Source organism: Chryseobacterium salipaludis (assembly GCF_022968825.1).
In the GTDB taxonomy this organism is placed as follows: Bacteria; Bacteroidota; Bacteroidia; order Flavobacteriales; family Weeksellaceae; genus Kaistella; species Kaistella salipaludis.
The window spans coordinates 416,828-437,275 of the sequence record NZ_JALHKS010000003.1; the positions used below are offsets into that span (position 1 = coordinate 416,828).

20 protein-coding genes and 2 tRNA genes are annotated in these 20,448 nt (G+C 44.7%); 3 read left to right on the plus strand and 19 right to left on the minus strand.

Features of this window, described 5'->3' with window-relative positions:
- Nucleotides 1-189 precede the first annotated feature (189 nt).
- The 3 genes from MVI27_RS07445 to MVI27_RS07455 all read left to right on the plus strand — a co-directional run bounded on the left by MVI27_RS07445 (nucleotide 190) and on the right by MVI27_RS07455 (nucleotide 3,430).
- The gene (locus MVI27_RS07445; protein ID WP_246960214.1) at nucleotides 190-1,173 is read left to right on the plus strand and encodes a dipeptidase; all 984 of its coding nucleotides are present in this window, start codon (nucleotides 190-192) and stop codon (nucleotides 1,171-1,173) included.
- A gap of 199 nt (nucleotides 1,174-1,372) precedes the next feature.
- On the plus strand, nucleotides 1,373-2,923 hold the full coding sequence (locus MVI27_RS07450; RefSeq protein WP_246960217.1) for a bifunctional metallophosphatase/5'-nucleotidase: 1,551 nt from the start codon (nucleotides 1,373-1,375) through the stop codon (nucleotides 2,921-2,923).
- Nucleotides 2,924-2,941: 18 nt separating this feature from the next.
- Nucleotides 2,942-3,430, plus strand: a complete 489-nt coding sequence (locus tag MVI27_RS07455; RefSeq protein WP_246960220.1) for a nucleoside deaminase — start codon at nucleotides 2,942-2,944, stop codon at nucleotides 3,428-3,430.
- Nucleotides 3,431-3,697: 267 nt separating this feature from the next.
- Here the strand turns inward: MVI27_RS07455 and MVI27_RS07460 are convergent.
- The 19 genes from MVI27_RS07460 to MVI27_RS07550 all read right to left on the minus strand — a co-directional run bounded on the left by MVI27_RS07460 (nucleotide 3,698) and on the right by MVI27_RS07550 (nucleotide 20,409).
- Nucleotides 3,698-3,771, minus strand: a tRNA-Asp gene (locus MVI27_RS07460).
- A 140-nt stretch (nucleotides 3,772-3,911) separates the two neighbouring features.
- A complete protein-coding gene (locus MVI27_RS07465; protein WP_246960223.1) occupies nucleotides 3,912-4,994 on the minus strand; it encodes an AI-2E family transporter in 1,083 nt (360 codons plus the stop codon).
- 519 nt (nucleotides 4,995-5,513) lie between these two features.
- A tRNA-Asp gene (locus tag MVI27_RS07470) sits at nucleotides 5,514-5,587 on the minus strand.
- A 172-nt stretch (nucleotides 5,588-5,759) separates the two neighbouring features.
- Nucleotides 5,760-6,077, minus strand: coding sequence for a thioredoxin (trxA, locus tag MVI27_RS07475; RefSeq protein WP_246960226.1), 318 nt, complete (start codon nucleotides 6,075-6,077; stop codon nucleotides 5,760-5,762).
- A 77-nt stretch (nucleotides 6,078-6,154) separates the two neighbouring features.
- Nucleotides 6,155-7,327 carry a cysteine desulfurase family protein gene (locus MVI27_RS07480; protein ID WP_246960229.1) on the minus strand — a complete coding sequence of 391 codons (1,173 nt, stop codon included), beginning with the start codon at nucleotides 7,325-7,327 and terminating at the stop codon, nucleotides 6,155-6,157.
- Nucleotides 7,328-7,366: 39 nt separating this feature from the next.
- Nucleotides 7,367-7,951 carry an HAD-IB family hydrolase gene (locus MVI27_RS07485; RefSeq protein WP_246960232.1) on the minus strand — a complete coding sequence of 195 codons (585 nt, stop codon included), beginning with the start codon at nucleotides 7,949-7,951 and terminating at the stop codon, nucleotides 7,367-7,369.
- 1 nt (nucleotide 7,952) lies between these two features.
- On the minus strand, nucleotides 7,953-8,678 hold the full coding sequence (locus MVI27_RS07490) for an SDR family NAD(P)-dependent oxidoreductase (RefSeq protein WP_246960235.1): 726 nt from the start codon (nucleotides 8,676-8,678) through the stop codon (nucleotides 7,953-7,955).
- A gap of 33 nt (nucleotides 8,679-8,711) precedes the next feature.
- On the minus strand, nucleotides 8,712-10,028 hold the full coding sequence (locus MVI27_RS07495; protein ID WP_246960237.1) for an FAD-binding oxidoreductase: 1,317 nt from the start codon (nucleotides 10,026-10,028) through the stop codon (nucleotides 8,712-8,714).
- Nucleotides 10,006-10,911, minus strand: coding sequence for a decaprenyl-phosphate phosphoribosyltransferase (locus MVI27_RS07500; RefSeq protein ID WP_246960388.1), 906 nt, complete (start codon nucleotides 10,909-10,911; stop codon nucleotides 10,006-10,008). The genes MVI27_RS07495 and MVI27_RS07500 overlap by 23 nt, the downstream gene beginning before the upstream one ends.
- An 86-nt stretch (nucleotides 10,912-10,997) precedes the next feature.
- Nucleotides 10,998-11,690: a YiaD family glycine zipper/OmpA-like lipoprotein gene (locus MVI27_RS07505; protein WP_246960240.1), complete on the minus strand. Its 693-nt coding sequence runs from the start codon at nucleotides 11,688-11,690 to the stop codon at nucleotides 10,998-11,000.
- A 35-nt stretch (nucleotides 11,691-11,725) separates the two neighbouring features.
- A complete protein-coding gene (locus MVI27_RS07510) occupies nucleotides 11,726-12,205 on the minus strand; it encodes a lipocalin family protein (RefSeq protein ID WP_246960242.1) in 480 nt (159 codons plus the stop codon).
- Nucleotides 12,206-12,301: 96 nt separating this feature from the next.
- Nucleotides 12,302-14,005, minus strand: coding sequence for a S8 family serine peptidase (locus MVI27_RS07515; protein WP_246960243.1), 1,704 nt, complete (start codon nucleotides 14,003-14,005; stop codon nucleotides 12,302-12,304).
- Between the two features lie 9 nt (nucleotides 14,006-14,014).
- On the minus strand, nucleotides 14,015-14,623 hold the full coding sequence (locus MVI27_RS07520; protein WP_246960246.1) for a WbqC family protein: 609 nt from the start codon (nucleotides 14,621-14,623) through the stop codon (nucleotides 14,015-14,017).
- A gap of 28 nt (nucleotides 14,624-14,651) precedes the next feature.
- Nucleotides 14,652-16,298 (minus strand): signal peptidase I, encoded by a 1,647-nt coding sequence (gene lepB, locus MVI27_RS07525; protein WP_246960249.1) that lies wholly within the window; start codon nucleotides 16,296-16,298, stop codon nucleotides 14,652-14,654.
- 55 nt (nucleotides 16,299-16,353) lie between these two features.
- Nucleotides 16,354-17,064 (minus strand): 4-hydroxy-tetrahydrodipicolinate reductase, encoded by a 711-nt coding sequence (gene dapB, locus MVI27_RS07530; protein ID WP_246960252.1) that lies wholly within the window; start codon nucleotides 17,062-17,064, stop codon nucleotides 16,354-16,356.
- Nucleotides 17,065-17,084: 20 nt separating this feature from the next.
- Nucleotides 17,085-17,708 (minus strand): DUF5683 domain-containing protein, encoded by a 624-nt coding sequence (locus tag MVI27_RS07535; RefSeq protein ID WP_246960255.1) that lies wholly within the window; start codon nucleotides 17,706-17,708, stop codon nucleotides 17,085-17,087.
- Nucleotides 17,705-18,592: a ParB/RepB/Spo0J family partition protein gene (locus tag MVI27_RS07540; protein ID WP_246960258.1), complete on the minus strand. Its 888-nt coding sequence runs from the start codon at nucleotides 18,590-18,592 to the stop codon at nucleotides 17,705-17,707. The genes MVI27_RS07535 and MVI27_RS07540 overlap by 4 nt, the downstream gene beginning before the upstream one ends.
- A 57-nt stretch (nucleotides 18,593-18,649) precedes the next feature.
- Nucleotides 18,650-19,423, minus strand: a complete 774-nt coding sequence (locus MVI27_RS07545; RefSeq protein WP_246960261.1) for a ParA family protein — start codon at nucleotides 19,421-19,423, stop codon at nucleotides 18,650-18,652.
- Nucleotides 19,424-19,590: 167 nt separating this feature from the next.
- Complete coding sequence (locus MVI27_RS07550; protein WP_246960264.1) at nucleotides 19,591-20,409, minus strand: energy transducer TonB; 819 nt, start codon at nucleotides 20,407-20,409, stop codon at nucleotides 19,591-19,593.
- Nucleotides 20,410-20,448: the final 39 nt, after the last annotated feature.

The following is a 20,448-nucleotide window of genomic DNA, read 5'->3' on the forward strand; positions in this document are numbered from 1 at the left end:
ACAGCATTGTAAATTATAAAATACAGATAGCCGCCAGAAATAAATTAATAATCATGACAACTTAAATTAATTTAGTTAAAGAACTCGCTATCATTGCGCAGTACGGTAAGCCTCAGCTTGTCAAAGCTACATTTCCTCAAACTGTCACCCTTTGTTTTCCCTATCTTTACCCAACTTACTAAAAACCTGATGAGCTTACCTATTATAGACCTCCACTGTGATTTACTCAGTTATCTGACGCGCGAAAACACCACCTTCAACGACACCACAGAAATCGGTTGTGCCCTACCCGATCTTCAGCAGGGAAATGTAAAACTCCAGGTGATGGCGATTTTTGCGCCTACCCAGCCCGAAAGTGCCGCCTACGGTCTGCAACAGGCAGAAATTTTTCGGCGGCTGGCGGAAGAAGAAAACGAATGGTATGCTTTCCCTCCCCAGGATGTGGCAAGTTTTGGAAAGAATTCTAATGTAGGAATGCTTGCAGCCATTGAAAACGGCTCCGCTTTCTGCGATGAAAATATCCCTTTGAAACAAGGATTTGAAAACTTTGAACGGCTGCTGGAATTAGCTGGGCCTGCGCTCTACATTGGTTTTACGCATCATGCCGAGAACCGCTTCGGCGGCGGCAACTTTTCCTCCGCCGGCCTGAAAAATGACGGAATGGCTCTGCTGGATTATCTGCACGGGCGTAACATTGCGGTTGATTTTTCCCACACTAGTGACGCTCTCGCTTACGGAATACTGGATTATATCGTGAAGCAAAACCTGGATATTTCCATGTTGGCCAGCCATTCCAATTACCGTTCAGTGTATGGGCATGCCCGTAACCTGCCGGATGAACTCGCCCAGGAAATCATTCACCGTAAAGGTCTGATCGGTTTAAACTTTGTGCGCGCTTTTGTCAATCCCGATCACGAAGAAGCCCTGGCAGATCATCTTGCCCATGGAATAAACTTAGGAGGTGAACACAGTGTATGCTATGGCGCAGATTATTTCTACACCAAAAGCCATCCGGATAAGTCGCGCATTCCCTTTTATTTTCCCGCACATGAATCTGCGGCACGATATCCGGAGCTAACGGAGGAGTTTGCAGCACGTATTGGGGCTCGTCTCGCCGAAAATCTATCCTTTGAAAATGCCTTACAGTTTATGCGCAGGTTGTGGTCGCTTTAGTATAAACAGGACCTTATCATGACGGAAAAATAAACTTATCATTTGTTTACTTCGTATTTGCTACAACTAACTGCGCAATCATGTGTCATTTATGGTGGTTTTTAAAATATGGCTCAGCCAGTAGTATTTTTCACCGTAATGATGTGACTTTTTTGTACCGCCGGTGAATAATTAATATCTTGTGGTAATAAAATTCAGCATGATGAAATTGCGCTTTCTTTCCTCTGCCTGTATCATTGGTTTACTGGCAACCTCCTGTAAAACAGCTTCGGTTGCGTCCGTTCAGGATGATGGAAAAATAACGGTGACTTTTGTGCAGATTAATGACGTGTACGAAATCGCACCTTTACAGAACGGGAAAGTCGGCGGTGTTGCGCAGGTGGCTACTTTAAAGAAACAGGAACTTGCAAAAAACCCGAACACTTTCTTGGTGATGGCCGGTGACTTCTTAAGTCCGTCCGTCTATAACAGCCTGAAATACGAAGGCCAGCGCATTCGCGGAAAACAAATGGTGGAATCACTCAATGCAGCAGGGCTGGATCTGGCCGTCTTCGGAAATCATGAATTCGACATTAAAGAAAATGAACTTCAGGACCGGATTAATGAATCTAACTTCGATTGGGTTGCCAGTAACACATTTCACCAAACAAACAGCGGTGTCGCGCCTTTTGTTAAAATCACTTCGTCCGGTGCTGTACCCTTTCCCGAAACCTACTATATTGACGTGCAGGACGCCGACGGTACGAAAGCAAAAATTGGCATTATTGGCTTGACGATTCCCTTCAATAAAGCTCCGTATGTGAAATATACGGATGAATTTAAGGCAGCTGATGTGTTATATAACCAAATCAAAGATTCCTGTGACGCAGTAGTGGCGCTAACGCACCTGGCCATTGAAGAAGATATGGCGCTGGCGAAAAAAGTACCGGGATTTGCGATGATTTTGGGCGGTCACGAGCATGATATGCGTTTTGAAAAAGTGAATGATATTTACATCACCAAAGCACACGCAAATGCGAGATCAGCCTATGTAAACTACCTGACGATTGATGTTAAAAATAAAAAAACAACCGTGGTTCCGGAACTGCGAATGATTGATGAATCAATCCCGGAAGACCCGGAAACAGCCGTTGTCGTTAAAAAATGGATGGATATCGGTGAGCAAAATTTCGCCTCACTGGGCTTTCAGGCGAAGCGAATCATCAGGCAGCAGGGTGAACCGCTGGACGGACGCGAGGAAATGATCCGCAGCGGTCAAACGAACCTGACGAAGCTGGTAGTGAAAGCGATGGAGCAAGCGACACCGAAAGCAGAGGTGATTCTGCTGAATTCCGGCTCTATCCGCGTCGACGATGTTCTGCAGATGCCCATCACGGAATATGATATTATTCGCACGCTTCCTTACGGCGGCAGTATTGTAGAAGTAGATATGAAGGGCAGTCTGCTCATTCGAACGCTGGAAGAAGGCCGTCTTAACACTGGCTCGGGCGGCTTTTTACAGTACTCTGAAAAGGTGGTTTATAATCCTGCCGAAAAAGTCTGGAAAATAAAGGGTACGACCATCGATCCGAAAAAAGTATATCATGTCGGCCTGGCGGATTTCCTGTTAACCGGTGGCGAAACCAATATGGCTTTCCTCACGCCTGAAAATCCGGACATTGTAAAAACGTATCCTGTTGTTACTGATACTGCTGACCCGCGCTCCGATAGCAGGCTTGCCATCATTCAGTATATGCTGAAGCATCAATAATAAGTATTACTAAAAGATATGGCTCAATCACTTCAATCCCATGACATTCCTTACTTGAAAAGATGCCTGGAACTGGCTGAAGAAGCTGTAAACGCAGGTGATCATGCGTTTGGTTCTGTACTTGTGGATGCTGATGGAAAAATACGGGCAGAGGCGCGAAATAAGATTAATGAAAAAACGGCGCTGGCACATCCCGAGTTTGATTTAGCTTTATGGGCTGCTGAAAATTTGACACCTGAAGAATGCGCTTCCGCTACACTTTATACGACGGGCGAGCATTGCCCGATGTGCGCCGGTGCGCATGGCTGGGCGCAGGTCGGAACGATAGTTTATCTGAGTTCTGCGCAGCAGTCAACGGAATGGCAGCGGGAAGCCGGACAGCCAGACGGACCTGTTTACTTCCTACCCGTGGAGAAAATCATCAAAAACATTATAGTGCGCGGTCCGGGCGTTGGCGAAATGCTTAACGAGATTAAAGCACTTCATCAAAAAGTTTGGCAGCGTTAATTCTTTTTTGATAATGTATTATAAGCTTAGATGCATGATAATAAAAGATTTCTTTTTTAAAATTACCAATTTCAGACCCATCGGATTTTAAATACAAGAAATCAGAATAATGATCGCTCAGCGAAGATTCTATAAAAAACGCCGAGCGAGTCAATCTGGTCGAAACTCGAAACCCGTCTCGTCAAACCCTTGACGAGATGACAGGGCGGCATTCTAACCAGCCTTTCTTAAAACAAAAAATCCTCCAGAAAAATCTGAAGGATTAAGCGATCCGGACGGGACTCGAACCCGCGACCTCCGCCGTGACAGGGCGGCATTCTAACCAGCTGAACTACCGGATCAATTTTTTATAATAAAGTATTGATAAACTTCGTGAGCGTCTGTGCTGCCGTTTTAGCTGGTGCAAATATAGAACATTTTTCTATTTCTGCAAATTAAAGATGAAAATTTAAATTAGAATTGCATCTTAAGATGAGGGTATCTAAGTTTTGCGGTTTAAAACAACATCTACCTCCTGCTGTAATTCTTTTTCAGAACCTTTCGTCAGGAAGAATTCTTCATAATAGGCTTTGATAAAAGCAGTAAGCGGCGTTGCAATTAAAGCACCCAATAAGCCGAAGACACTCGCCATTGCTAGCATTACAAATAAGCTCGACACCGGATGCAGGTCCATCGTGGAAGCCCGCACGCGCGGCATCACCAAATCGCCCATTATTTCATTTAAAACAAGATAAAATATCAATACCCACAGCGCTGTCATCGGATCCAATGATAAGGAGATGAGTACAGGCGGAATTGCCATGATATACAAGCCCAGTTTCGGAACCATTTCAGCGAATAAAGCCAAACCTACCCAGATCCAGACGCCCGGAACGCCCATATAGCTTAAAAATATAAATACTGCCACCGCTTCCATGGAGCCAACCACCAGATTGGACCACATCCAGCCTACCATCATGGTGGAAGCGCGGGCCAAGGCGTGTGCTGCTTTGCCGCGTTTTTCTTTTTTAAAAAACTGTAGATACATTTCTATCAAGGGTTTTGGTTTTATAAGCATGTATAAAACGATGCTAAAAAACATCACCAATAAAAAGATAGCACCGACGATGGAAAAAGAATACTTTCCCACGTTTCGCAGGATCTGCATCATCGACGGCAGACTTTCCTGGAGGTTTGAACTGCTGAGGAGTTTATCCTGTAATGAGGGGTAATCTGCAAGCAAGCGGGATAACTGCCCTTTTAAATCTGTGTAATACGTCGGGAGATTATTTACCACTGCACTTGCCTGCTCCAGCACTTTGGGCACAACGAGATACCCGATCAATCCAAGAAAAAGAAGCATCGCGAAAAAAACTAGCAGCGCTGCCGCTGTGCGCGGTATCTTCCGTTTCACCAGCCACATGACGGGTGCGTTGAGCACAAGAGTAAGTACAACAGCGAAAAAAAAAAGAAATAGTACAGCGACCGCCTCATACGCAAACCATAACGCAAAAATGATAGCAGCAGCTATATAAAGAAGTTTTACAGCTTTGTCAAAAATTCCCGAAAAGTAATGATGTTCCATGCGACCCGGTTTAAAATAATCACTGGATTCAAGCAATTAAGGTACCATGGCATTCGTGCTTTGTGCACCTATCGACATCTTATTATTTTATAGATTGAAGCGATGTTTATTCTATCGTTCTGTTTTCGCTGATTAATTTTTCAAGTGAGCGGCGGTTTAGCTTCTTGAGCCTTCGTTCTTCAACCAGTGCTGCTTCTTTTTCTGTGAAAGACTTGCTGTAAACAATGTTCCAGTCCAAAGCAGAGGAAGTATATTTAGTATTCGATTGCAAATGATATTGCAGCCGTTTGTGACATCTGTGGAATAGCCTTTATAATAAACATTTTTCGAAGCAGAATATAGCAGATAGACGTAGTGCATTTTTTTCGATTAAATGTCGTTGCAGCCTATCGATAATTATGGTTTTCCGACGTTAAGTTCAGTATAGCATATACCTTCAGAGTAAGCGTATAGTTCTGATATTAAAGATAATACATTTTAAACAAAAAATCCTTCAGAAAAAATCTGAAGGACTTTAAGCGATCCGGACGGGACTCGAACCCGCGACCTCCGCCGTGACAGGGCGGCATTCTAACCAACTGAACTACCGGATCAATTTTATATTATAAAGTATTGATAAACTTTTTCTGCTTCTGCGCTTTACCAACAAACACTTCCTGTGTTTTGGTGAGTGCAAAAATACAGATTTTATGCAGCTTTCCAAATGTTTTCACAAAAAAAAGCTTTCCGCAAAAGGAAAGCTCTCATTATCAAGGTGATTATTTTCTACAGGTGTGCAGAAAGTTTTTCGCTGATGACTTCTTTGGAAGCCACCCCTACAACTTTATCTACTACCTCGCCATTCTTAAAGATTAAAACCGTAGGAATGTTTCTGATTCCGTAGTCCACAGAAACCTGCTGGTTATTGTCCACATCTACTTTTCCTACTACCGCTCTGCCTTCAAAATCTGTAGCAACTTCTTCGATAATCGGTCCCAGCATGCGGCAAGGCCCGCACCATACTGCCCAAAAATCTACAAGTACTGGTTTATCTGAGTTCAGAACCGTTTCCTTAAACGACTGATCTGTAATTTCTAATGCCATTTTATATAATTTTTATGTTTTGCGTTTTAGAGGAAGACTAAATTACAAATATTTTACCAAACTGCCAGCTCCATTTATCAATGAGCAGCATCTGTTTTTTCAATAACTTCAGTCTTGCTTATTTTGACTAACTCCTGGACAAGTGCGTCGATGTCGCTCTTTTTGGTCATGTGGCTGAAGGAAACACGCAAAGGTGTGGATCGCGACATTTCATCTTCATCTACTACCATCATCAAGACCATTGATGGTTTTGCGGCACCCGACGAACAGGCACTTCCCTGCGAAACGGCTATTCCTGCCATATCTAATTTTAAACCGATCATCGGATCATGGAATGGTAGCAGCACATTCAAAACCGTATAGAGACTGGCATCCATTTCAGCACTGCGACCGTTGAATTTCACGCCATCCACATGTGCACGCAGTTGATCGATTGCATATTGCTTAATTTCTTTAATGTGATCGCGGTATGCATCCAGATTAGCAAGAGAAAGTTCCAAGGCTTTCCCAAGACCTACGATTCCGGTCACATTTTCAGTTCCGGCACGCAGGCTTCTTTCCTGTGGACCACCCGTAATAATTCCTTTCAGGCCGGATGATTTACGGATAAACGCAAACCCGCTTCCTTTCGGTCCATGGAATTTATGCGCGCTACAAGAAGCAAAATCAACCGGAATATCGGAGAAATCCAATTCCATATGTGCCATAGACTGTACCGTATCCGAATGAAACAATGCACCGTGCTCCCTGCAGATCAACGCTGTTTTTTTGATATCCAGCATATTACCGATTTCGTTGTTCGCATGCATCAGTGTAACAAGCGTTTTCTTATCTGAATTCTGCAGCAGCTCTTCCAGTTTATTTAAATCAAGGTCACCTTTCTTATCAGGACGAAGATACACTACCTCTACCCCGCGGCGTTTTTTCATATCCAGTACCGTTTCGGCCACGCACTTATGTTCCATTGGTGAAGTGATGATACGCTCCACATTCAAATGGTTAACGCATGATTTGATAATCATGTTATTGGACTCGGTTCCGCAGGAAGTAAAGATAATCTCAGCGGGCGTTACATGAAGATAATCTGCTACCTGACGTCGTACATTTTCAATAAGAATTTTGGCTTCCTGCCCCAGGCTGTGAAGCGATGAGGGATTGCCATAATTGTTCTTCAGTACATCCACCATAGCACTGATGACTTCTTCGGACAGCGGCGTAGTTGCTGCATTATCCAAATATATTTTTTCCATTGCTGAGATTTGTTGATTAAAATTTAACGGAGGCTAAATTTAGTGAAAAAATTTAAAGTGTGCCTCATCTGCCCACTCCATCATTGCTTTGTCGCCGGCTGTATCACCGAAAGCAATCACTTTATCAAAGTCTTTCCGATCAATATAGGTTTTGAGCCGGTTCACCTTTTCATCACCGTTGCAGTTTTCGCCCACGAAATGCCCGGTAAAACATCCATTTTTATATTCTGCCTGCGTTGCCAGCAAACCCAGATTTAACCGTTTCGCAAAAGGAGCTACCCAAAGGTCAAGGGAGGCAGAAACAATAACACCTCTGGTTTGTGGATCCATTTGCTGAATAAATTCCAACGCGTTGGGACGCATCAGCTTTTTAAAATTAAGATCGCAGTATAACTGTGCTTGCCGAGCAATGCTTTCTTCTGACTCTCCTTTCAGACACGAGGCGATAAAACTTCTCTTCACGTTTGACGCGGGAAGCAAACCTGCTTTTAGTAACACAAATAAAGGCACATGCCTGAGGAAATTAAAGTAAAACCGCTTTTTATCATAAAACTTCAGGAAGCCGAACATGGTATCCTTAAAAGTTAGTGTCCCATCAAAATCGAAACAGTATAACTTCTTCATCTTACAGTTTCATTTTTCTAAAAATAAACTCCGGAATGTTTCGGATGGCCGTCATAATAAAAAACCAAACCGGCAGGACGTACGCTGTGTTTTTTCCGGCTTTATAGGCTTTAAATATATGATCAGCAGCCTGTGCAGGTGTTGCGGTTAAAGGTTTTGGCAGCTGAACGCCGGCGGTCATTTTGGTGTCCATAAACCCGGGTTTGATGGTGAGTACATGCACCTTTCGGGCCGACATATAATTACGCAAGCCGCTCAGATAAGCAGTCAGACCTGCTTTCGCACTGCCATAAATAAAGTTACTCTGCCGCCCGCGATCACCGGCAACTGAAGAAAGCACGATCATGGTTCCGTGTCTTTGTCTTTCCATTTTCCCGGCGAAAAATGTTAAAACAGGAATTAATTTCGCATAGTTGATATCGATGATACGTTCCGTATTTTTAATATTGTAAAGTCCTTCAGCGGTATCCTGCCCAAGATATCCTGTAGCGCAAAAAAGCAATTCGCCTGAAATAGTTTCAAGTTGATTATAATCCACTTGTCGCAAAAGGTCAAGCTGATGAATACTGCTTTGCTGAATATATTTCACCTCGAGATGACGGGCAAATTTTTCAGTGGTTTCAGTATCAGAAGTAAACAGGTGAATATTTTTTGGCCGAAATCCGCTCTGTAACACACGCTCCACGAATGCCTGCGCAACTTCTGAATTGCTTCCGAGTATAATCATAATTTTCTAAAATTAATTAAAGCAGAAAAGCTGTTAGAGGCCACGCTGAATTCTTTCAGATTGAAGCGACGAAAATCGCGTGTTTTCCACATTTTTTAAATAGGAAGTCAGCGAAGATTTACTCATGGAATCTTTTGTGCGATAAATCCGCCCACCATATTTCTCTACGATTGCATCCAGCGCCTGAACCAAAGCCGGCAGTTTTTTATTCACCTTAAAATCCAGGGCCAGCGTGTACCCTTCCATCGGAAAAGAGTTATATGCGTGTTGGTTTTGCTTTCCAAAAAGTTTCAGCACGGCCAGAAAAGATCCGTTGCCGCTATGGGCAATAGTTTCCAGAATTTCACGCATACCTTGCTTCCCGGAATTTTTGGGGAGCACCATTTGGTATTGTATAAAGCCTTTCTTACCATACATTTTATTCCACTCACCTAAAACGTCCAGCGGGTAAAAGAAGGGTTCGTAATGAACAATATTTGCCTTAAAGTCAGAACTCTGTTTACGGTAGTAGAACCAGTTAACCAGACGAATCGAAAAAGAGTTGAGCAGAAATTCAGGTAAATAAAAAGGCAAGGTAGCAATGTGATCTTTCTTTAAAGCCAGCGGATTCTTCTGCAGCTTAGGCAACAATTCTGCACGCAGGGCATGCTCGCCACGCATCATGAGACTGCGGCCGATATTCTCCCCTTTTTGCATGCAATCAATCCAGGCTACATTGTAGGTCCAGTTTTCGCTTTCATCAAATAGCTGGAAAATTTCGTCCAGGTTTTTAGCTTTAATAGTTTCCTGCCGGATGTATGAGGTTTCAATATTCTTTAACTGCAGTTTTGCAGAGAGGATAATTCCGGTTAGCCCCATTCCGCCGACAGTGGCCCAAAATAAATCGGCATTTTCTTCGCGGGAACAAGTCAGAACCTCCACTTCACTGTTGATTAACTCAAAACTCAGGACGTAATCAGAAAAACTGCCCTCAGCATGATGGTTCTTGCCATGCACATCTGAGGCGATCGCGCCACCCACGGTAATATATTTAGTACCCGGCGTGACGGCCAGAAAATAACCCTGAGGAACCACCACCGCCAATATATCGGAAAGCAGTACGCCGGATTCACACTCAATAACGCCGTTCAACCGGTCAAAACTGATGAACTTGTTGAGCCGGCTGGTAGAGAAAATATGTTCTGCCAGAGAAGCATCGCCATAGCACCGGCCGTTCCCTCTTGCAATAATCTGCTGCCGTGTGCGAACGTATTCTTTAATCTTTATAAGATTGTCTTCCGCTATAACCTCCTTTTCCACCATTGGGTAATTCCCCCAATTGCTTACCTTAACCTTGAAATCCCGCTTCATTCTTAAAATAAATTTGGAGTAAAAATGCAATGAGCCAAAGCACCAGCGTTACCTGAATATAACGGTCGCGGTACACCACCTTTGTAGGAGACTCGGTTTTATTGTAAACGAGCGTCTGTTGCAGATACCTTAGAAAAGCAAATACGACGAATATCACGGTATAAAAAACGCGTGGATGATAATTCTGCTGCACTTCCGGCGACAGGGTGAACATGACGTAGCAGACAATCGCCAGTGTACAGCTGATTGACAAGGCTATGTCAGCGAACTGTACGTTATACCCATCCAGGGCTTTGCGCGTGGGGCCATCCAGCTGGGAATTGATCAGTTCTCCTCTTCTTTTTCCTAAGGCAAGTACCAGAGCCAGGACGAAAGTGAGGAGAATGGCCCACTGCGAAATAATAACACCGGTTGCATATCCGCCTGCCAGGACCCTTAAAACAAATCCAATTGCAATAATGCTTACGTCGACAATGGCCACGTGCTTCAGCCGGAAAGTATAGAAAAGGTTCATCACAAAATAAAATCCGATGATGACCGCGAATTTCCAGATGTTATTTCCTAAATACGACTGCATGCCCAAAATCATTCCCACCAAAATAATCAGGATGCCACCGAAAACGCCTTTCGCTGCAGACTTGGAAATGACCCCACTTGCCAGCGGCCGCTTTTTCTTTTCAGGATGTTTTTTATCCGCTTCAATATCGGAGTAATCATTGATGATATAGATACTGCTCGCCACCAGACAAAAAGCGATAAAAGCAAGTACGCTTTTCAAAAAAAGATCGCCGTGCGTAATTTTACCGGAAAAGAATAACGGCGCGAAGACAAATAAATTCTTCACCCATTGTTCCACCCGCAGCAGCTTAAGGTAATTTTTTATCATTTAGAAAAGTGAGCCGCAAAAATACTGAATATTAAACAAAAAAATCCGCCGAAGCGGATTCCTTTTTATGATATAGGTATGATTTACTGTGCGGTTTTAGCATCATTAATCATATTTTCGTTTGCAGTAATCGCAAACTCCACACGGCGGTTCTGCGCACGTCCCTCGTCCGTACTGTTGGTGGCAATAGGATCATCCTGGCCCATACCCATGGCAAACATGCGATAGGAAGAAATACCTTTGGAGATTAAATAAGATTTCACCGCATTGGCTCGTCTCTCAGAAAGTCCCATATTGTAGCTCGCCTTCCCTTTCGAGTCCGTGTGCCCATAAATATTAATATTAGTATCAGGATTGTTTTTAAGTACCTGTGCCAATTTATCAAGGTTGGCTCTCGCCGCGGCACTCAGCTCTGAAGAGTCAAAGGCAAAATTCACCATGTTTTCTTTCATGGTTACTTTAATCCCTTCACCTACTCTCTCTACTTCAGCACCAGGCAGTGTTTCCTTGATTTCTTTCGCCTGCTTGTCCATATTGCGGCCAATCACGTTACCGGCCACACCTCCTACAATTCCACCAAGCACGGCACCCGCAGGAGCATTTTTACCTTTACCGATATTGTTACCGAGCACTCCCCCGATCACGGCACCGGCTGCAGTTCCGATTACAGTTCCTTTTTGCTGGTTGTTTGCGTTTCTTACGGATTCACAACTCGTCATGACCAGAGATCCGGAGATGAACAGAGCTGCGATATTTGTTTTATTAAAAAATTTCATTGTCTTCTAATTTTATTATTTGATTTAAAAAATTCTTATCTCATCGAGGTTCTTTCGAAATTATAAACGATGCGTACCATTTCTCCGTTGGCAGGCACGTTCTGCTCCAGTGAAAACTGATCTGTGGTCTGACTCACCAGATTAAGGGAATATCCTTCGGTAACTGCTTTAGCCTTGGAACCTTCCAGCATTTTCTTGAAACGGAATTCGTTGCCGTTTACCACCTCAAACTTGATCGGCTGTACCACACTTGGACAGGCACCTCCGCCGGTCAGCGTATACGAACCGGACCAGTTGTTCGGAATCAGCCTCCAGTGACTCCCAACAAAACATTGTGCATCTGCTCCCTCGTCGAAAGGTTTAACTTTGTAATTGCGGTCATAATTTACGCTGGTAATCTCCCAGTCACCTTTCATCTTCAGAAAATCTGCCCGGTTGGACTGGGCAGTTTTAGCAGTAGAACACGACATTAAAACTGCCGATCCCAATATTCCTGTTAATAGTACCTTTTTCATAGTATTTTATTTAAGTATAGCATTGATGTACAAAAAACCGTGCCATGACCAAAAAAAATCCGGCGAACCGGATTTTTAGCTAATTTCATTTAAGAATTATCTGCCCTTAGCACGTGCTCTTTTCTTCTTGGCTGGTGCTATTTTCGTAGGCGTTGGTTTATAGAAATGCGTATAGGCATATTCAGCTGCATTGCGCACATCAATGACACCGCCGGCCTGTGAAATAAGATCAAAACGGTTGTTGGTGTTTGATTTAAGCATGGCATTAACCGTAGACTTATTACTGGTTTTCACCAAAGACTCAATAATCTGCGCCGGCGTTAGGTTCGGCATATAAGCCAAAAGAATCGAAGCAGCTCCTGCGACTACCGGTGAGGCCATTGATGTCCCCTGAAGATATTCATACTTATCGTGCGGCACCGTTGAATAGATTTGTTCTCCCGGAGCGAACACGTCCACAAGCTTACCATTGTAATTGGAGAAACCGGCTCGCAGGAATTCATTATCGTTTGTTGAAGCACCGACTACAATCATATTGTTTACAAAGGGTTTCTCATCCGTTACATTCTTGTAATTCGTCGGGAAATAAATATTTTCAGAGATATCTTCATTCTCATTTCCGGCAGCTTTAACCAGCAGTACACCTTTGGATTCGGCATATTTAAAAGCATCCCACACGACTTCTTTGCCCGGAGATACTGGCTTACCAAAGCTCATGTTCAGGATTTTCGCACCATTATCCACCGCATAGCGAATGGCATTGGCCACATCTTTGTCGCGCTCATCACCGTCGGGCACGGCACGTACGGTCATGATTTTAGCGGTTTTATATCCTACCCCATACTGCACTTCATTGCCGTTTGGAACGCCGGCAATAATTCCTGCCACGTGGGTACCATGCTGTGCATCCGGCCCTTCGTAATGGTTATTTCCGTAATACTTTTCGGTGTAGTCGTCATAATTATCACCCACGATCGAGGCGCGCGGATCATAGTCCAGGTTATATTGTTTGGTAGCCTGTGGTTCGAAATAGTCCAGTGCACCTTTGAATTCCTTTTCAAGCTTTTCGCGGACTTCGGCAGGCTTTTTACCGGCCATGCCCGGATCAAGCGCAGCCTGCTTCAGGATTTGTACCGCCATGGTTTCTTCCTGAGTTGTTGGTGTAATCTGGGCGACATTTCCCGGCGTCAGATTATGGTCCTTAAGCAAAGAAACCATTACCGGAATCAGGTCATAAATACGCTTATACGTTTCATAACTCTGGCGGGCTGCGATGCTTTTCTCGGTAAATATTTTCTTCGAGGTCATGTACATCTCGAATTCCTTTGGCATTTTCGCCTGATTGGCTTTATTGGCTGCTGAATCGGGACCTTCGAAAACCGACTGATATTTTTTAACAATACGCGTTACTTCCATGTTATCCACATCGATATCACCGTTTTTGCCACCGCTGAAGTTCCAGCCGTAAATATCATCCACATAGCCATTGCCGTCATCATCTTTTCCGTTGCCCGGAACTTCGTTTGGATTATGCCACATATTGGGTGCCAGCCCCGGATGATCCACCTGAACACCACTGTCGAGCACTCCAACGATGACCGGCTTTGGGCTTAACCCTTTTGACTCAAGATATTTATACGCGTTTTGCGTATTCACTCCGTACACGTTGGTCGCGGAGAAGTCCTTGTGATACCAGGTCATCAGATCCTGATCTTTCATCGGATCAAGCGCAGCTGTCTCCGTTTGTCCGAAGATGGTCATACCTGTCATAAAACAGGCGGCAATCAATATTTTTTTCATGTGTATATTTTATGGATTGAGAATACTTTTAATATAAGTACGGGCTTCGGGCCCTTTGTTACAAATCAGATCCAAAACAGACAAATCCGGCAGGAAACCATACTTTGAAGAAAAGGACTGAAAGTATTCAGGCGTATCATAGGCCGTTGGTTGTTTTGGCGAGAAGGCAGCACGGAAATCTTCAGCTTCCGGCGCAGCTTCATAACTTGTGGTCAGCCGGTAGGTTTGTTCTGTTTGCAATACCCGTTGGATGACTTCCAAAGCATGAAGGTTAAATTCCAGCAAATGATCTGTTTTAATGTGATAGATCTCTGCCAGTCTATCTTCATAATATTCAAAGTACGCTGAGGTCTGATACGCCGTTTTTATAGATTTCCAGTGCAGGCTTTGCCAATTTTCGCGGTTGCATACTTTCGTATCTTTCAGGGCACGGTTTCCGCCATGGCTGATAGGAATGATCAAAGACAGTTTCCCGTTGGCTCCGTAAATATTTGCACGATTACGGTAGGTCTGCTTCGGGAAGTTTTCATGTTGCTCCAGGACCACTTCTCCGACAGCTAGAAATTCGGCAAACCAGGAAACCGGTGGCAGGTAGAATACAGGCAAAAGTTTGCTCATCAGAGGTAATTAAATTTAAAATACAGTTTTACTCTTCTTCTTTTTTACGGAACAGTTTCGCGAAGAAATCCCAGCCGAAGAATAAAATAAGCACGATTGCGGCGATCCACCAGTAGGATGTTTTCTCTGCTTCGCCGGTGTTGGTTGCTTTGAACATGCGGTCCCATCTCAGCCTCTTACCGTCGGGCTGATACGAGGAACTGCGGTCCGGGAAAAGCCCTTCCACACTTAACCAGGTGAACATCGGGGAACCTACGATATTTTCTTCGGGCACGAATCCGAAGAAACGTGCATCCAGAGAAGCATCGCGGTTGTCACCGATCATCATGTAATAATCCTGTTCAATGGTGTACTGCGTTGCCGGTTTCCCGTCGATGAATATCTGTCCGTTTTTATTTTCCAGATGATGATGCTCGTACTCCGAAATAATCCACTGATATTCCGGCAAAGTTTCCTGCGTTAGAGGAACCACATCTCCTTTTTTCGGGACGCGCAACGGACCATACCAGTCCTGGTTCCATTTTTTGTTAATCGGGAAGATTGATTGCGAGCTGTCTATATTTTTTGTGTATGCATCATGTGCGGCGTTGATTTTATAAGCCACGGCGGCAGAATCTTTTGGCCAGATATGCTCCTTCATTTCAATCACTTGCGGAAGCTGTTCGATATCTTTAGCCGTTTGATCCGTTAAGCCCTGAAAGTCATATATAAATCCGTTATCAGTCGGAATCTCCTGCACAGGCAGAAATCCATATATTTTATATAAAGACTGAATATCCAGCTGACTGCCAGTCGTCACGATGTATTTATGCTGTTTCTGCTGGTCGCCCAATTCCACCTCCGGCTTCCCGTTTACAAATAAACGCCCGGCTCGCATTTCGAGCTCGTCACCGGCCACGGCCACACATCTTTTTACATACGGATCTTTTCGATCCGTTGCGATATGTACTGAATCCTGTGGATAATTGAATACCACAATGTCATTGCGCTGTGGTTTTTTAAACTGAAATATACGCTGATACGGAAGTTTTACACCCTCTGCGTATGATTTTGGATCATCCTTGGGATTTCCTTTTTCACCGGTATCCATGATGGTTCCCTGCAGAAAAGGAATGGCCAGCGGACGCATCGGCAAACGGTAACCATAACTCCATTTATTAACAAACAGAAAGTCACCCACCATGAGTGTTCGCTCCATGGAGCCTGTCGGAATCCCAAACGGCTGTGTGAAAAATACGTGAATCACCGTAGCGAAAACCACGGCGAATGTTACGGAACCCAGAAATGTATCTTTTTTGCCGGTTTCTTCTTCATCCTCAAAGTCGAAGGCAGCCGGTTTTTCTACTTCAGGCGTACTGCTGTAGTTGACATAGGCCATGTAGATAAAAGGCAGTACCACAGTAAGCACCTGATCCGCCAGGGAACGACGACCGAAGTGGCGCATCAGGAAAAGGTGGAAGACGGACATCATAATCGGGCCGACAATTGGCAGATAGGCCAGAACCACCCACCATCGCGGATGCCCTGTCTCTTTCTGAATGATACTGTAATTATAAAAAGGAACAAATGCCAGCGCCGGATGATACCCCATCGCCCGAAAAAACTTCCAGGTGGAAATTCCCATCAGAACCGAGAGAACAGCGACGTACAGCAAATAAGTTAATAAATATTCCATAGAGCAATCTTTACTGCTATTAGTTTACGATTAAGGTTGGATGTTACAGATAAGCTTATGAAAACGCCTCACCCAATACATCTTTCATAGTGAAAACGCCCCGGCGGCCTTTTAGCCATTCGGCGGCAAGCACGGCGCCGGCTGCAAAACCCTGGCGGCTGTAGGCGGTATGTTTAATTTCAATTTCGTCCTCCGCGCTGCGGTACGATACCGTATGGGTACCGGGCACATCTTCTTCTCTCAGCGCAAAAATGCCGAGTTCGTTTTCTTTGGTTTCCTCCAGCTTCCAGGCCTCAAAACGAGGATCCTGACTGATAATTCCCTCTGCTAAGGTAATGGCCGTGCCACTGGGCGCATCTTTTTTGGCGGTATGATGGATTTCTTCCAGTTGCACCTGATACTGTGCAAACTGCTTCATCATCGCCGCCAGCTTTTCGTTCAGCGCAAAAAAGAGATTCACGCCGAGGGAAAAATTACTTCCATATAAAAAAGCAGTTCCGCATTCAGCTGCCAGCTTTTCGACTTCCGCCCGATGCTGCAGCCAACCGGTAGTACCACAGACCACAGGAACCTGATTTTGCAGGCAAACCTGTATATTTTCAAACGCCGCTTCCGGATGTGAAAATTCAATGGCTACTTCGGCACCATTCAAGGATTCAGGGGTTGGCGTTTCGCGCAGGCGAGCTACAATTTCATGACCTTTGCCTGTTGCAATATCATCTATAATTTTGCCCATCTTGCCATAGCCTACCAGTGCAATCTTCATTTTTTCTTTATTAAAATTAATTAAAACCGGTACCGAACGCCGACTGCCACCGCCTGTTTTCCAGAAAGTTCATCTTGTATCACCGCCGGACTTAAGGCTAAATCCGGATCTTGGCGGCCTTCATATAAATGAGCATCCACAACAGCATCCACAATATTTAAAACATATATAAGCGCGGTGACCGCAATGGCATAATCCCGTTGCCTTTTCACCCGGTCCTGCGCCCGGCCTAGTGCCTGCTTTGTGATGCCCGGCACCGAAGAAAATTCATGCTCCTGGCCATTCAGCTCAGCCAGAAAAGCATTTCGGTAGCGGTCGTATTGCCGCTGATTATAAATGGTGACACCCACGCCTGTTCCGATCGCACCCCAAACAATTGGGATCTTCCAGTACTTACGGTTGTAATACTGACCGAGTCCGGGCAGGACAGCTGAATACAAACCAGCTTTAGTGGGATTAAACTGTAAGGTTTTTGCCGGTGCATTGGCGGCCTGTATGTCGGCCAGAACCTGCACGTCGCCCGCTTCTTTGACAGTGGATACCGAATCCGTCGGATAATTTTCCACACGAATGGTATCCTTGGGGCTGATCTGCGCCACAAGATATGCTGACAAAAATAACAGAACCGCGGTTAAAATTTTCATCCGTTGAAGTAAGATAAAATATGCTGCAACTGTTCTTCGTTTTTGAAATCCAGCACCAGCTTTCCTTTTTTACCGTTGCCAGAAGTTTTAATTTCAACTTTCAGGTCCAGGATGTCAGCCAGGTTTTTCTCGGCTTTTTTATATTCATTCGGAAGTGCCGCTTTATTTTTACCCACCTTGGCCGGTTTCTTCAAAAGGTTGGCTTCTTTCTCGGCTTGTCGTACACTGAGTCCGCCAGCTACAATTTTCTGAAATAATTCCTGCTGCAGAGCCGGATCTTCAATGCTCACCAGCGCACGGCCGTGACCGGCAGAAATTTCTCCCGACCGAATCGCGTTCTGGATTTCAGGCGACAAGCGCAGTAAGCGAAGCGCGTTGGTAATGGTACTTCGCTCCTTCCCTACGCGTGAACTCAGATTTTCCTGGGTTAAGCCAATTTCTTCCAGCAGACGCTGATACGTCAGTGCAACTTCGATGGCATCCAGATCTTCACGCTGGATATTTTCCACCAAAGCCATTTCCAGTAATTCCTGATCGTTCACGAGGCGAATATAGGCCGGCACGCTTTTCAGGCCCGCCAGCTTACTCGCGCGGTAACGACGCTCACCGGAGATAATGATCAATTTATCACCATCCTTCCGCAATGTTATAGGCTGGATAATGCCCAGATTCCGGATAGACTGCGCCAGATCTTCCAGCGCTTTTTCGTCAAAATTGGTTCGGGGTTGCCCGGCGTTGGGTTCAATATCTTCCAGAGCAACCTCTACGATATTGCCCACAAACCGGTCTGCTCCTTCATCACTGGCGGTATGTACAGACGCTTTTGACTCGGCGCTCAGGATCGCACCGAGGCCACGCCCCATCGCTCTTTTTTTATCTTTCATGTTCCCTTGGTTTTGCGTTCAGCCTGAACAACGGCTGATTGCCTACGATATTATATTTCAGGTACTGATCAGGTTTTCGTTTTTAAGCAATACCTCTTCTGCTAGTTGCAGGTACTGCACGGCACCTTTGCTCTCTGCATCATAATTCAGGATACTTTCACCAAAGCTTGGTGCTTCGCTCAGGCGCACATTGCGGCTGATAATGGTTTCGAAGACCATCTCCGGGAAATGCTGATGCACCTCCTCCACTACCTGATTGGACAGGCGAAGACGGGAATCGTACATCGTTAGCAGCAAACCTTCAATATCGAGATCCTGATTGTGAATCTTCTGGACATTTTTAATGGTATTCAAAAGCTTACCCAATCCTTCCAGTGCAAAGTACTCGCATTGAATCGGAATGATTACCGAATCAGAGGCAGTTAGAGCATTAACGGTAATTAAACCCAAACTCGGTGCACAGTCGATAATAATATAATCATACAGCGGTCGAACCGGCTCCAACGCCAGCTTCAGCATATGCTCGCGATTTTCGCGGTCTACCAATTCGATCTCAGCAGCTACTAAGTCAATATGAGAAGGTATGATATCCACATTAGGAGATGCCGTGCGGCGAATACATTTTTCTGCTTCCACGCTGTGCTCCAGCAGATTATACGTGGAATAGGCCGCTTCATCAATCCCCAGCCCCGAGGTAGCATTGGCCTGCGGATCCGCATCGATCAGCAGGATCTTTTTCTCCAGCACACCCAGTGCTGCCGCCAGATTCACGGCAGTAGTTGTTTTGCCTACGCCGCCCTTCTGGTTTGCCACGCCTATTATTTTAGCCATGTAGTTTTTCATTTAAGTTTCAAAAATACAATTTTTTACGACGCAGGGAAGAAGATGCTTTTATCAAGATGATGTAAAGACTTAAAAAACAATGTTTTATCAAAATAAAAAATTATCCACAAAACAAGGAGTCTTGTGGATAAATATAAAACCAATTATTACTATTATTATTCAAACTGCATGGTTACCGGAAATTTAAAATAACTGCGGACCTGTGCGCCATTCAGCTTGGCAGGCGTCCATTTCCCTTTAATCATCCTGATTGTTTTTTCGGCTTCGCGGTTAAAGGCAGCATCCGGTCCGGTGGCTTTTACGCCGGAAATAGTACCGTCTTTCTCCACAATGAAAGTAAGGACTGTTTTCAGTGTGGCTCCGCTGCCGTCCATGGCGGAAGAATCGAAATTACTAACAAATTTCTGCCGGAACGCGTTAATTCCTCCGTTAAAATCTGCAGCAACATCTACAACGGTTTTCGGGGTGTTATCAACCGGCGCAGGAGCAACCGGCGCTGTACTAACCGGTCCGGGAACAGCGTCAATTACTGGTGGTATTACCGAAATCACCGGTGGATCGCCCGCAACATTCTCAAAACCCGGTGCCGCCGTACTACGGTCAATGGTTACCGGATCTCTTTCCTGTACCGGATTGGCAGTCGGCGTAGGAACTGTGGAGTCGTACGTTTGTACCGGCGTGGCAGGCTGAGGTTTAGCGAGCTGAACCGGTGGATCAGGTAAATCATCTATAGGTCTAATATTATAAGGCGGTAATTCTGGCGTAGTGTGTACTACAACATCCGGAGTTTTAAAAGCATTAATCACCACCGGCGACAGAGCCAGACAGGCGAAAAGGCCAATACCCATGAACATTGCTTTTGTCAGCACACGGTCGCTTTCGGCCCGCAGATTATAAGCGCCATAGCTACGGTTACGGTTCTCGAAAACAATTTCATCTAAATGATAATCGGAATTCTTAAAGATATTTTTCATACTGTATTATTTTATATTAAACAATTAAATTATTTTGTT

Excerpts from the sequence above, each read along its gene's own strand:
- MVI27_RS07445 (WP_246960214.1), top strand. The coding sequence starts at position 190 with ATGAGCTTACCTATTATAGACCTCCACTGTGATTTACTCAGTTATCTG.
- MVI27_RS07450 (WP_246960217.1), top strand. The coding sequence starts at position 1,373 with ATGATGAAATTGCGCTTTCTTTCCTCTGCCTGTATCATTGGTTTACTG.
- MVI27_RS07455 (WP_246960220.1), top strand. The coding sequence starts at position 2,942 with ATGGCTCAATCACTTCAATCCCATGACATTCCTTACTTGAAAAGATGC.
- MVI27_RS07465 (WP_246960223.1), bottom strand. The coding sequence starts at position 4,994 with ATGGAACATCATTACTTTTCGGGAATTTTTGACAAAGCTGTAAAACTT.
- trxA (WP_246960226.1), bottom strand. The coding sequence starts at position 6,077 with ATGGCATTAGAAATTACAGATCAGTCGTTTAAGGAAACGGTTCTGAAC.
- MVI27_RS07480 (WP_246960229.1), bottom strand. The coding sequence starts at position 7,327 with ATGGAAAAAATATATTTGGATAATGCAGCAACTACGCCGCTGTCCGAA.
- MVI27_RS07485 (WP_246960232.1), bottom strand. The coding sequence starts at position 7,951 with ATGAAGAAGTTATACTGTTTCGATTTTGATGGGACACTAACTTTTAAG.
- MVI27_RS07490 (WP_246960235.1), bottom strand. The coding sequence starts at position 8,678 with ATGATTATACTCGGAAGCAATTCAGAAGTTGCGCAGGCATTCGTGGAG.
- MVI27_RS07495 (WP_246960237.1), bottom strand. The coding sequence starts at position 10,028 with ATGAAGCGGGATTTCAAGGTTAAGGTAAGCAATTGGGGGAATTACCCA.
- MVI27_RS07505 (WP_246960240.1), bottom strand. The coding sequence starts at position 11,690 with ATGAAATTTTTTAATAAAACAAATATCGCAGCTCTGTTCATCTCCGGA.
- MVI27_RS07510 (WP_246960242.1), bottom strand. The coding sequence starts at position 12,205 with ATGAAAAAGGTACTATTAACAGGAATATTGGGATCGGCAGTTTTAATG.
- MVI27_RS07515 (WP_246960243.1), bottom strand. The coding sequence starts at position 14,005 with ATGAAAAAAATATTGATTGCCGCCTGTTTTATGACAGGTATGACCATC.
- MVI27_RS07520 (WP_246960246.1), bottom strand. The coding sequence starts at position 14,623 with ATGAGCAAACTTTTGCCTGTATTCTACCTGCCACCGGTTTCCTGGTTT.
- lepB (WP_246960249.1), bottom strand. The coding sequence starts at position 16,298 with ATGGAATATTTATTAACTTATTTGCTGTACGTCGCTGTTCTCTCGGTT.
- dapB (WP_246960252.1), bottom strand. The coding sequence starts at position 17,064 with ATGAAGATTGCACTGGTAGGCTATGGCAAGATGGGCAAAATTATAGAT.
- MVI27_RS07535 (WP_246960255.1), bottom strand. The coding sequence starts at position 17,708 with ATGAAAATTTTAACCGCGGTTCTGTTATTTTTGTCAGCATATCTTGTG.
- MVI27_RS07540 (WP_246960258.1), bottom strand. The coding sequence starts at position 18,592 with ATGAAAGATAAAAAAAGAGCGATGGGGCGTGGCCTCGGTGCGATCCTG.
- MVI27_RS07545 (WP_246960261.1), bottom strand. The coding sequence starts at position 19,423 with ATGGCTAAAATAATAGGCGTGGCAAACCAGAAGGGCGGCGTAGGCAAA.
- MVI27_RS07550 (WP_246960264.1), bottom strand. The coding sequence starts at position 20,409 with ATGAAAAATATCTTTAAGAATTCCGATTATCATTTAGATGAAATTGTT.